Source organism: Ruminococcus flavefaciens ND2009, assembly GCF_000621785.1.
GTDB classification, from domain to species: domain Bacteria; phylum Bacillota; class Clostridia; order Oscillospirales; family Ruminococcaceae; genus Ruminococcus; species Ruminococcus flavefaciens_C.
Window position 1 is genome coordinate 208,097 of sequence record NZ_KK211348.1, and the last position, 12,414, is coordinate 220,510.

The window sequence follows — 12,414 nt, forward strand, 5'->3', positions numbered from 1 at the left end:
AAACAAAACGTAATAATTATTGGAGGATTAAAATGCAGAAACACAGGAAACTCCTCGCTCTCATTCTGGCAGCTATGCTGACAGCCGGTGCAGCGGGCTGCTTTGCCCCGTCCAAAAAGGACAGCAGTAAGAACAGCAGCACCGCTGCTGAGGACGGCGAGGGAAAAAAAGACTCCGAAAGCGGGGAAGAGCCGGAGGAGAAAGACAAGGGGGATATAAGACCGCAGGACGATTTTTACGGCTATATCAACTACAAGACTCTGTCGGAGATGGAGATCCCATACGGCATGACGGAAATGACTCCCTTTGATAGTCCCGAGGGCGAAGATCCCGTGACCAAGTTGATCCAGGAGATAGCCGGCGATAACACAAAATTCCCGGCGGGCAGCAATGAACAGCTGGTCCATGACGTCTATCATCAGGCTTATGACTATAAGGACGACGGAACTGCCGAAAAGGAGATAATGGGCAACTGCGACAGGATACTTGCCGCAGGGAATATAAACGACCTCTTTGATGTATGGGGCGATCTGGTGCAGAATTACGGCGCAAGATCCATGTTCAGCTTTGACGTGATGCAAGATTATGTTGACAGCACAAAGTATGCGCTCTATCTCTATCCCATAGGCGATTTCCTCGGTTCTACGCTGGAGGACATCAATGATGATTCAGATAATTGCAGGAATGCCAACAGCTTTGCAAGGGATATGCACAGGGTAATGGGCGATGACTATGAGACCGCTGACGAGAAGGGCAGACAGATGGTCTATCTCGGACTTTACATTGCCAATCATACCGATTTTGAGCTGACTTTTGATCTGGATATGCTCATGGAAAACAAGGAGCTCAGCTTTGAGGAGTTCGACGCGATAATGAGCAACTATGACGGCTCCTTCGCAGACCTGTTCCTGGGCAATGCCACAGAGATGGGCGACGGTATCTACGTTGGTGACAAGGAGCAGCTCGCCGCTGTAAATGACCTCATGACCGAGGAGCATCTTGAGCAGTGGAAGTCCTATATCCTCAGTTCATATCTGGGACAAATGGGCAGTTTCATTCGCGAGAGCAATGATATACTCGCTGACTACAATCCCGAGAGCAAGGAAGCAAAGGATGAGGTCACCGCAGCGCTGGTCTCACAGTATCTCACCTTCCAGATCTCGGAGCTCTACGCTAAGAGATACTATACTCCCGAAATAGAAAAGGGTATCAACAGCCTCTTTGATGACATAATCGGAAGCTACCGAGAGCTCATAGACGGTGCGGACTGGCTCACAGCCGACACCCGTAAGGCGCTGAGAACAAAGCTTGACAATATCCTTCTCATAACCACAGGTGAGTACCACGAGACTGATCCCAAGGACGCAAAGCTTGTGGGAAAAAACTTCTATGAGACTCACAAGAACATCGGAAAGTATGTGAACAAAAGGAAAATGGAGCTTTTTGGCTCGCCTATGGACAGAGAAAAGCCTCTGATGACTTCCGATACTATTAATGCGCAGTATCTTCCCTGCAACTCGATAAACATCACAGTTGCCATAATGCAGCCCCCCTTCTTCGATCCGAACAGGAGCGAAGCTGAGAACCTGGGCGCACTGGGCACAGTTGTGGCACATGAGATAGGTCACGCCTTTGACTCCAACTGTATAAAGTACGATCCCGACGGTAAGCTGAATCCCGACTGGATAAACGAGACTGACAGAAAGATACTCGAGGAGCGTGCAGATGCCCTCTCAAAGTATTACAGCGACTACACTATCATGGAGGTCTTCCATGTTGACGGAGAGCTCACCAACGGCGAGAACTACGCCGATCTCAGCTCTCTGGAGTGCGTTACCAATATACTTGACGATCCCGAGGATCTGAAGAAGCTTTTCAAGAGTTATGCCGAGATCTGGTGCACACTGGCAGTGGATTCTGACGCAGTAGAACTGCTCAGTGAAGATGAGCACAGTCCCGGAAAGGTCCGCGTAAACGCCGTGCTTGCCTCGAACAAGAAGTTCAACGAGGTATATGATGTGAAGGAGGGCGACGGAATGTACGTTGCTCCCGAGGAAAGGGTAAGCAGGTGGTAAGCGATGAGACTGATAATCAAGCATATTTTCAAGGACATACTCGCACATAAGCTGAGAACATTGCTGCTGCTGATCTGTATCATCGTGTGCAGCTTCACAGCAATGATCTGTCTGGACCTCAGCGGCTCTCTCAAGACCATGCTGAGAGGACTTTTCTCCACTATGGCAGGCTCAAGCGATCTTGAGGTGGATACGAAATCTCCTGTAGGAGATGATTTCGCAGACGGTGCTCCCGACTGCAATATCCTTAGGCTGGGCGGCATTTCCTGCTACTTTGACAGAAGGATAGACAGCGATTATTCCTATGTCAACCGAGGTGAGGCAGCTGTTGTGGCTGTTGATATTGAGGAAGGCAAGAATATGAGCGTCATTCGCGATGACATTCAGATAGGCGGCAAGAAGGCAGGCGTCAGCAAGAGCTTTGCCGAGGAGTTCGGCTTTGAGGAGGGTGACAAGATAGTCCTCCACGGAGACAGGGATATTCCCGTTGAATTCACCGTCGGTACCATTGAGGAAAAGCAAGGACTTTTTGCCATGGGCGATAATGTTATCGTCATAAGTCTGGAGGATATGAATGACCTGTCTCTCGGCGGAGAGGCAGAGATCACCTCTGTAATGGTAGATGTCAAGGACGACAGTCAGATAAAGGAAGCAGAGAATTTCTTCAAGGATAAGTACCCCACAGCAGAGGTGATAAACTTCCTTGAGGACAAGGACCTTGAGGATTCCATAAAGGGAATTTCACGAGTATTCCTTATACTCTTTGCTATATGTATGCTCCTTGTCATCTTCGTGACCGTATCCGTATCAGAGCGTATGATAAGCGACAGGATGTCCGTTGTAGGCACATTCCGAAGCCTGGGAGTTTCTCCCGCAAAGACCACATTTGCGCTCATTTTTGAGAATGCACTCTTCGGACTTGTGGGAAGCAGTATAGGTATACTTCTCTACATTCTTATAAAGGAGCCTCTGTTCAACTCCATGCTCATTGTTGAAGATGCGATCCGTCCCAAGGTACCCATGCCGAAGTTTTATATATACATCGGAGTTATCCTTGGAGCGATCATCATCGAGAGCCTCTGCCCGGTAAAGGAGAGCATAAAGGCTCTGAGAGTGCCCATCCGTGATATAATCTTCAACACCAAGGAGACTGAGTACAAGCCCAGCAGGGCTGCTACAGTGATAGGCGCTCTGCTGCTTATCACAGCCGCTGTCACATTCTTCTTCAAGGACAGCTTTACAACAAATATGATCTGCTTCGTCTGTGTGATCGCAGGTGCAGCACTTCTGTTCAATTATGTTACCAGAGGCATAGCAAGGCTTCTGGCAAAGCTCTTTGACAAGCTAAATTTCCCCATTGCACATCTTGCGGCAGTAGAGGCAGGAGCAAAGAAATCCACTGTAGGAAGCTCAGTGCTCTGCGTTACAGCAGCTGCACTTGCTCTGGTTATCTATATGTTCTCCAATTCGCTGTCCACTGTATACTCAAAGCAGGTGTTCAAGTGCGACGTCATAAACCAACTTTCGGGAACCAAGCCCACAATGCTCACCTATATCGACCAGCTTGACGGCGTTGAGCAGACCGAGTTCTTCTATCTTAATCAGGACTATGTGAAAGTAGGCGATAAGCAGAAGGAAGAGGTCATATATATCTACGGCTGGAAGGACGGCGGAAATCAGCTGGTTGATTCCTTTGAGGGCTGCGATGACCATATCGGAGCCGATGAGGTCTGCCTCGGAAAGATACTGATGAGGGACTACGGCCTTGAGGTCGGCGATAAGGTTAAGCTTATCTTCATGGCAAAGGGCTATCTCCCCGCTGAAAAGGAGCTTACCATAAAGAGCAGGATAGACATCGACTACGGCTCTGGCACAGGTACCTGCGCTGTCCTCAATGAGGAAACCTTCAAGGAGATCTACGGCGATCACCCTGCATATCTCTTTGTCAAGGGTGACGATCCCAAGGCTATAAAGAAGACCATTCAGGATCACTCCGCAGACCTTATACCTCTGTGTATGACCAGCAATGAGTATATGCTTCAGCTCGGTATGAGCCGTGCTATACTCATGGTCATCATCCATATGCTCATACTCATCGGAGTAGGACTTACCTTTATCGGCGTTGTCAGCAACCAGCTCATAGGACTTGAGGGAAGAAAGCGTGAATGCGCAGTTATGACCTCAGTTGCGATGCCGCGGAAAAAGCTGTCGAAAATGTTCCTTCTTGAAAACATGATAGCCGCAGGAACAGCTCTGCTGTTTGCGGTACCCATAGGAATGTTCATGTCAGTGATATTCATGAGAATGATGGACACAACAGGAAACGTTATCCCCCTGTTGATACCTGTGGTAAAGTGCGTTATCTATGCCATATTCCTCTGGGGCATATTCACACTTGTATCACTGTTCCCCATAAGGGCACTGAAGAAAATGGACGTAGTTTCACAGCTGAAATACGAATAAAGGAGAAAGTACAATGGCTAATGTAATAGAAGTAAATAATGTATATAAGGCTTTCGGCAAGGGCGAGAGCATGACAAAGGTGCTGTCGGGAGCGTCCCTCAGCGTAGAAAAGGGCGAATTCGTGTCACTTATGGGAGCATCGGGAAGCGGTAAATCCACACTTCTCTACCTCATAGGCGGACTTGACAGATACTTCAACGGCACTATAAACGTATGCGGCAATGACATCGGCAAGATGAAGGAGAAGGCTCTCTCCGCACTGAGACTTGACAAGATAGGCTTTATCTTCCAGTTCTACAACCTGGTGCAGAATTTAAACGTTGAGGACAATATCCTCCTTCCCTCCAGTGTAAAGGGTAGGAGCAGAGCTGATATGAAGGCGCAGCTTGATGAGATACTCCGCATAACAGGTCTTACCGAGAAGCGCAAGGCAAAGCCCTCCGAGCTTTCGGGAGGTCAGCAGCAGAGGGTAGCTATCGCAAGAGCAGTTATCGGCAATCCCGAGATAATCCTTGCAGACGAGCCTACGGGAAATCTTGACTCCAACGCAGGTGCCGAGATAATGAAGCTGTTTTCCGAGATAAACAAGCAGAAGGGCATCACTATCCTCCAGGTAACACACTCCCACAAGTGTGCAGCTTACGGCGACAGGATAATCGAGCTTGTCAACGGTCAGACCGCTTCACAGAGCGCAGCAGAAAAGCCTGCACAGGAAGCTGTTCCCGCACAGTAAAACACATATAGAAAAAGCCCCTGAGCGCTGCAAAGCGTTCAGGGGCTTTTAGTTTATAGTTTAGTGTCCGGAGTTGAATGCTATGGTGCTGCTTTCGGCAGCTTAAAAACACATTGACTCTGAACTCGGTGTGCCGTCAGCCGTTTACCTTGTATTCAAACTTTGGCATGAGCCTGAGCTTGTGGAGATTAGCTCTGTGAAGACGGTCTATCTTCTCCTTTATCTCCGGTACTGAGCTGAGGTCGTCCTCGCCGCGGATATACTTGTCAAGCATAGCGTAGGTGAAGCCCAGGTTCTCCTCGTCGGTCTTGCCGCAGAGTCCGTCGATAGGCACCTTGTGTACCAGCTCGCGGGGAAGTCCCAGAAGGTCGCCCACCTGTAATACCTCGGTGACAGTAAGGTCGGAAAGGGGAGAGAAGTCGCCTGCTGCATCGCCGAATTTAGTGGAATAGCCCACCCAGTCCTCGGAGAGATTGCAGGTATTGACAACTCTGCCGTTGTGGCAGGCAGCTACGGCGTAGAGGGTAGTCATTCGGATACGGGCGGGAGTATTTACTCTTGCCTGTTCCGAGGGCTCCATGTGCTTTGAGAGCTCGTTCATGAAGGTGCTTACTGTTTCGCCGATATTGACAGTGTAGCTCTTTATGCCGAGGGTGTCCACCAGAAGGCGGCTGTAGGCAATATCTGCCTGCTCGCCCTGAGGCATGAGGACTCCGATGACTCTGTCCTTGCCGAGAGCCTTTACGCAGACTGCTGCGGCTACGGAGCTGTCCTTACCGCCCGATATGCCGATAACGGCGTTAGTGGTGGGGGAAGCTGTTCTCTCGAACAGGTCTCTTACCCATTCAACTACCTCGTTGGTGACTTTTTCAGCGTTGAAGCTGTAGCTCATAACATTACCTCCGTTTCAGTGGGCTCGTGAGCGGTCTGCTCAGTCTGCCATTGCCTTCTTTATAGCATCAAGAAGCTCATCATAAGTCTCAAATGCAGGGAGCTCGGGGTGATCCTTCTTGATCTGCTCTGTGCTTCTGAATAAGAAGCCTGCCTTGCTTGCCTCGATCATACCGAGATCGTTGTAGCTGTCGCCGCTTGCGATAGTATCATAGCCGATGGACTGGAGAGCCCTGACGGTAGTGAGCTTGGACTTTTCACAGCGCATCCTGAAGCCTGTGATCTCGCCGTTCTCAGCCACCTCAAGGGAGTTGCAGAAGATAGTGGGCCAGCCCAGCTTCTTCATAAGGGGAGCAGCGAACTGTGTGAAGGTGTCGCTTATGATGATGACCTGACCAAGCTCGCGGAGAGAGTCAAGGAACTCCTTAGCGCCGGGCATGGGGTCGATCTTAGCAATAGTGTCCTGGATCTCCTTGAGACCGAGACCGTGCTCCTTGAGAACACCGAGACGCCAGTTCATGAGCTTATCGTAATCGGGCTCATCACGGGTAGTCTTCTTCAGCTCGGGGATACCGCTTGCTTCAGCAAATGCGATCCAGATCTCGGGAACGAGAACGCCTTCAAGGTCGAGACAAGTTATATACATATAAATTCCTCCGTTGAATTAAAATCTTACACTACTATTATACTACGTTTTACAGATTTTGTAAAGCGGTAATTAAGTTATAAGTCAGGAGCTTCAATTACCGGAAAACAAAAGAGCGGCTGAGAGAGCCGCTCTGTGTTTCAGTATGAAAGTACGGTATTGATGATGCCCTGGTAGAGGCTTCCGGTCTGGCTTGCGAAATCGAAACCGAAATCGGCGGGGTTCTGGAGCTGCATAACGATTATGTAAGAGCCGTTGTAGCCGTAGTCGTTATAGCTGGTATAGACGGGCTTCTGTGCGGAGTTGTCATTCACGTTCCTGAGACAGCCTGTGATATAGAGGAAATCTCCCGCGCCTGTCTCGGCGGTGCCTGTCTTTGCGTAGAACTGGTAGTTCTCGGGGACATAAAGCCCCAGATTATTGGCAACTCCGGTCATACCGTCCAGAAGGTTCTGGCGGCAGTTCTCGGGGATAGAGCCCAGCACCTCATAGGGGGCGCTTCCGGGAAGCGCCTGTGTGTAGGGATCTGTGGTATCAACCACCTGCTGTATGACGAAGGGCTTTACCATATCGCCGAATATAGCCTCTCTGCCCAGTGCAGCCAGGTATATGGGGCAGGTGCGGACATAAGCCTGTCCGAAAGCGCTTCTGCGCAGGTCATCGGCACAGTATATCTCTATATTGTTCTCGATGGGACCGAAGTCGCAGTTGATGGTATCGCAGAAATGGAATATATTATTCAGGTCAGAGAGCACAGTATCGGTGCCCAGCTGATCGAATACCTTTGCGAAGTAGATGTTGCTGGAGTTCACGAATGCGGAGTAAAGAGTCCTTTCGGGAACGGGGTACCAGCCTGTATCGTGGTCCCAGTTGACGATAGTAGCGCCGTCGTCCTCCCATGTGCCGTCATCGTAGAGGGTGGTGATACCGTTCTTGTCGGCGATGACCTCTGACATTATCTTGAAGCAGGAGCCGGGAGAAGCGTTCTGGAACGCCTTGTTGGCGATAGTGCCGCTGCTGAGATTTTCAACGTATGAAGGATCCGCATAGAAAAGCTCAGGGTCATAGGTGGGGTAGGAAACCTCAGCCAGTATAGAGCCGTCGGTCCTGAGTACAACTATGGAGCCTGCCATTCCCATATTAGCCATATAGGAGCACAGCGCGGTCTGCACATTTGCGTCGATGGTAAGTCTTATGGACTGTCCCACATTGTTCTCCGCAGTAACGGGGGTGGGATTTTTAACGCGGAGCAGGTCACCGAAAACGTCATCGTAGCCTGCCGATGCCTCGCTGATGATATTTCCGAATGAATAAGCGTAGCCCTCTCCGTAGGTACGCTGTTCCTCGCCGCCCTCGGCGTAGGTGCTGTATGTTATAAGGTTATAATTAGTATCGTAGATATTTCCCCTGTAAACGGGTTCTGTCGTTGTTGTCGTTGTTGTCGTTTCTTCTGTTGTTATATCGGCGGCGGCTGTGTCTCCCTTTTCCTGAGCTGCCGGGTGTGAGCCGGTGTCCTTGTAGACCTCTATCTTTCCGACCTCCGATGAACAGGACGGAAACGACGCTACCACAGCTGCCGAAACAAGCATTGTGATAAGTCTTTTTCCCCTCGATATCATTCTGATTACCGTCCTTGCTATCTGTATCTGAAGCCTTAAATGCACCGCATGAAAGGCTATACTATAATTATACATTTTTTTCCTTTCTTCGTCAATACGTTTTAAAAAATAATCGAAAAAAATCCCTTCGGACAACCTCCGTATAACAAGCGGTCAACGGTGCCTTGCTGAATAAGCTGTGGCGATAGATTTTTTTTATAAGAGACCATAGGGTTTAGGTATTGGACAAAAGCCTATAGGTATGGTATGATTAGCTCATAGAAAACACAGGGAGTGAGAATATGAAAGCACTTTACAGAAGACAGCTTAATTCGGAACGAATGCGATGTTGCAGATGATAGGACAGACGGAAGATAATAAGAGGATATGAAAGAATTAATGTGATGAAAGGTCGATAAATATGAAAACAAGAATAAAGGTATATTCAGTACTTACAGCAGCCGCTCTTCTTACAGGCTGCGGTGCATTCAACAACCAGGACGGTACAGAGACAGCCACAACTGAGAACAAGACCACCACAGCAGCTTCGGAAACTACAACAGACTGCTGCGAGGATAAGGATAAGGACTGCTGCAAGGATGAGCCTGCGGACTGCTGCGGAGACAGCGCCGAGGCGGTAACACTGGGAGCTCCCGAAAAGACCAATATCAATATCGGACACCTCAACTCAACAGCTCACCTTCTTGCATTTGTTGCTGCTGAGGAAGGCTACTTCAAGGAAGAGGGACTCAATGTTACTCTCACACAGTTCTCCAGTGCAGCAGAACTGGTAAACGGTATTGAAGCCGACAAGCTGGACGTTGCCTTCGTTGGTTCGGTACCTACGCTCACATTCCAGAGCCAGGGACACGATATTTCCATCTTCGGCGGTGCAATGACCAACGGTCACGGCTATGTTATCAAGTCTGAATACGCAGACGAGGACGAGCTGGGCGTTGAGATACTCAAGGGACGAAACGTAGCTTCCGTTAAGAACAGCGTTCAGGATGCAGAGCTTCAGATCCTTCTCAAAAACGCTAATATCGGTATCGGTGAGGGCGATGACGAGGTGAATATCGTTTACTTCGACAGCCAGAAGGACGCATACGCTGCACTTTCAAATTCGTCTATTGACGCAGCTTCTGTATATTCACCCTATGCTTCTCTTGCAAAATCACAGGGATACAAGGTAGTATACTACTGCGCTCATGAGAAGGCGCTTGAAAATCAGCCCTGCTGCCGTCAGATCGCCAAGACATCGGCACTTAACAGCAATCCCAATACATTTATAGCTATCGAAAGAGCATTCATAAAGGCTTATCACTTTACACAGACCGCTCACGACAAGACCATCAAGGACGTCAAGAAATACATAGATATTGAGGATGACCTTATCGAGACTGAGGTCTACGGCGGATACAGCGTTTCCAGTCCCGATCCCGACAAGCAGGGTACCGTCACACTCAAGGATACTATTGTTGATCTTGGCTACACAGACGATTATGACATCGAGTCTTACTATAATACGGATATTTACAAAAACGCTCTGGCAAGTATCCTGGCTGAAGGCTCCGATGACATCTATAAGGAATTAGAGGAGCATTTCAATGAGTACGAGTAATACGGCAGTCGCCAACAAGATAGAGATAAAAAATCTCACAGTCAACTACACAGAGAACAGAAAAAGCTTCAACGCACTGAATGACGTGACATTCGGTGTTGGAAGGGGCGAGTTCGTCAGCGTCATCGGCGCCAGCGGCTGCGGAAAGTCCACACTCCTCAGTGTTCTCGAAGGTCTTTATTCTCCTGCGGGAGGTACCGTGCAGATAGACGGCAAGGAGCTTCACGGCACAGGTACAGAGAGGGGAGTAGTGTTCCAGCACTACTCTCTCTTCCCGTGGATGACCACAAGAAAGAATATAGAATTTGGCATCAAACAGGCAAAACACGGCGTCAAGCGCAGTGAGCGCGCAAGGATAGCGGACGAATTCCTGCATAAGGTGGGACTTGACGGCTTCGGCAGCAAATACCCTTCCCAGCTTTCGGGCGGTATGCAGCAGAGAGCCGCTATCGCAAGGGCACTGGCTATGGATACGGAGATACTCCTCATGGATGAGCCCTTCAGCGCCATTGACGCAAAGAACAGAGTAGTGCTCCAGGAGCTGCTCCTTTCCCTCTGGGAGGGAGACGGCAAGGAGGAACGCAAGACTGTTGTCTTTGTTACCCACGATATAGATGAGGCTATCCTCCTCTCGGATAAGATAGTAGTTCTCACCGCACACCCCGGAACAGTCAACGAGATAGTACAGGTGCCCTTTGAGCGCCCCAGAAACCGCTCTGCACTGGTGGGTACAGAGGAGTACGGCAAATTCAGGAACAGACTTCTCGGACTTCTCTACAATGACATCAGAGAGCGTATCGGCGGAGATGAGGTGGTACTATGACATGGAAAAAGCGTTTTCTCAGAGTCACACACCTGCTCTTCATCATACTTCTTCTGGTACAGCTCCTTCCCGACAGATCCACAAAGGAGGTCTTTACGGGAAAGCTGGTGACCTTTGCTATTGGTGTTGAAGTTGTGACCCTGCTGGCTTCATTTATAATAAAGAAGCCCCAGTCCCTGTCACTGCTGCTGGATATAGTGGGCTTTGTGTACGTTCTTCTGACGGTCTGGAGCCTCGCCACAGCCAAGTACAACATACTCAACGATATGCTTTTCCCCGCACCCGGCAAGGTGATCAATCAGTTCGTTGAGGACAGGCAGAAGATACTTATAAATATAAAGAGCTCCGTGGGCATAACCATTCAGGGCTTCCTCCTTGCAGCTGTCACAGCCATTCCCCTGGGACTTTTCATCGGCTGGAGCGCAAGAGTGGGCGGAGCTGCCACATACATCACCAAGTTTTTCAGCTCAATACCGCCGATAGTTTACATTCCCTACGGTATCGCGCTTCTCCCCACATTCAGATCGGTATCCGTATTCGTAATATTCCTGGCTACCTTCTGGCCTGTATTTGCAGGAACCATGAGCGGAGTCCTGGGCGTTGACAAGAAGATAATCGACTCGGCAAAGGTGCTGAACATCAGCAAGCCGGAGATGCTGTTCTCGGTAATACTTCCCGCGTCCTTGCAGCAGATATTCCTGGGCTGCAACCAGGGACTCAGTGTTTCCTTCATACTCCTAACATCAGCGGAGATGATAGGCGCAAGGGACGGTATGGGCTATTATGTAAAGTATTATTCGGACTTCGGCGACTACACAAGAACCATCACAGGACTTCTGGTCATCGGTTTCGTAGTAATTGCCGTTACATTCCTTTTCAATAAGCTCCAGAATTACCTTCTCCGCTGGAAGAGATAAAAATAAAGCCTGAAAGCAGAAATACTGCCTTCAGGTTTTTGTGTTTTTATCCTTACTTGTAATTCTTGAAGTAGAGACCGCCGTAGAGGCTGAACATGAGCTTTTCCAGGAATGAAACGTCAGCCTTAGCGCCTGTGAGTATATAATTCTTGGCTATGCTGTTCATGCCGCTGGCGATGAAATCAACGATAAAGACTCTGCTGTCATCGGGGACGTCGCTGATGAAGTGTTTGCAGTCCATCAGTGACTTATACTGAACGTCATAGAGGAAGTGTATCATATCATTTTTAACAAGGAGACCGATGATGTGCTTTTTCTCAACGATATAGCGGCTGTAGCCCTCGCAGAAGCTGCGGAACACAGCTGAGTGGCAGGAGGTATCGTTTTTCTCGGGAAGGAAGCAGCAGTTATGGCTGAGCTCATACATTATGACATTTTCCTTTGTTCCGAACAGGGAATAGAAGGTCTGGCGGGACACCTGAGCCTCACGGCAGAGGTCGCTGACGCTTATCTCGCTGAATGATTTTTCCTCAAGAAGCCGCAGAAGTGCTTCTGAGATGAGTTTCTGAGAGAGTAATGCTGATTTGTTGCTTCCCTGATACATGGACAAAATACCTCGCTTTGTAAAAGTTGTTTCAAGCTCCTTG

Annotated in this window: 10 protein-coding genes; 6 read left to right on the forward strand and 4 right to left on the reverse strand. The window is 49.1% G+C overall.

The window, feature by feature from the left end; all coding sequences use genetic code 11:
• The first annotated feature begins 32 nt into the window (after positions 1–32).
• From T488_RS0113795 to T488_RS18135, 3 genes are read left to right on the forward strand one after another with little or no spacing between them, the layout of a single operon-like run.
• A complete protein-coding gene (locus tag T488_RS0113795) occupies positions 33–2,075 on the forward strand; it encodes a M13 family metallopeptidase (RefSeq protein WP_028521302.1) in 2,043 nt (680 codons plus the stop codon).
• A 3-nt stretch (positions 2,076–2,078) separates the two neighbouring features.
• Positions 2,079–4,538, forward strand: a complete 2,460-nt coding sequence (locus tag T488_RS0113800) for an ABC transporter permease (protein WP_028521303.1) — start codon at positions 2,079–2,081, stop codon at positions 4,536–4,538.
• 13 nt (positions 4,539–4,551) lie between these two features.
• Complete coding sequence (locus T488_RS18135) at positions 4,552–5,271, forward strand: ABC transporter ATP-binding protein (RefSeq protein ID WP_037298315.1); 720 nt, start codon at positions 4,552–4,554, stop codon at positions 5,269–5,271.
• Between the two features lie 136 nt (positions 5,272–5,407).
• Here the strand turns inward: T488_RS18135 and nadE are convergent, their stop codons facing one another.
• The 3 genes from nadE to T488_RS0113820 all read right to left on the reverse strand — a co-directional run bounded on the left by nadE (position 5,408) and on the right by T488_RS0113820 (position 8,427).
• Positions 5,408–6,163 (reverse strand): NAD(+) synthase, encoded by a 756-nt coding sequence (gene nadE / locus T488_RS0113810; protein WP_028521304.1) that lies wholly within the window; start codon positions 6,161–6,163, stop codon positions 5,408–5,410.
• Between the two features lie 39 nt (positions 6,164–6,202).
• Positions 6,203–6,808: a bifunctional phosphoserine phosphatase/homoserine phosphotransferase ThrH gene (gene thrH, locus T488_RS0113815; RefSeq protein WP_028521305.1), complete on the reverse strand. Its 606-nt coding sequence runs from the start codon at positions 6,806–6,808 to the stop codon at positions 6,203–6,205.
• Positions 6,809–6,948: 140 nt separating this feature from the next.
• The gene (locus T488_RS0113820) at positions 6,949–8,427 is read right to left on the reverse strand and encodes a penicillin-binding transpeptidase domain-containing protein (protein WP_082320548.1); all 1,479 of its coding nucleotides are present in this window, start codon (positions 8,425–8,427) and stop codon (positions 6,949–6,951) included.
• 400 nt (positions 8,428–8,827) lie between these two features.
• Between T488_RS0113820 and T488_RS0113825 the strand changes: the two genes are divergently transcribed.
• From T488_RS0113825 to T488_RS0113835, 3 genes are read left to right on the forward strand one after another with little or no spacing between them, the layout of a single operon-like run.
• Positions 8,828–10,027 (forward strand): ABC transporter substrate-binding protein, encoded by a 1,200-nt coding sequence (locus T488_RS0113825; protein ID WP_028521307.1) that lies wholly within the window; start codon positions 8,828–8,830, stop codon positions 10,025–10,027.
• Positions 10,014–10,850 carry an ABC transporter ATP-binding protein gene (locus tag T488_RS0113830; protein ID WP_028521308.1) on the forward strand — a complete coding sequence of 279 codons (837 nt, stop codon included), beginning with the start codon at positions 10,014–10,016 and terminating at the stop codon, positions 10,848–10,850. Before T488_RS0113825 ends, T488_RS0113830 begins: the two co-directional genes overlap by 14 nt.
• Positions 10,847–11,767 (forward strand): ABC transporter permease, encoded by a 921-nt coding sequence (locus T488_RS0113835; RefSeq protein ID WP_028521309.1) that lies wholly within the window; start codon positions 10,847–10,849, stop codon positions 11,765–11,767. The genes T488_RS0113830 and T488_RS0113835 overlap by 4 nt, the downstream gene beginning before the upstream one ends.
• 52 nt (positions 11,768–11,819) lie before the next feature.
• Here the strand turns inward: T488_RS0113835 and T488_RS0113840 are convergent, their stop codons facing one another.
• Positions 11,820–12,371: a TetR/AcrR family transcriptional regulator gene (locus tag T488_RS0113840; RefSeq protein WP_028521310.1), complete on the reverse strand. Its 552-nt coding sequence runs from the start codon at positions 12,369–12,371 to the stop codon at positions 11,820–11,822.
• Positions 12,372–12,414: the final 43 nt, after the last annotated feature.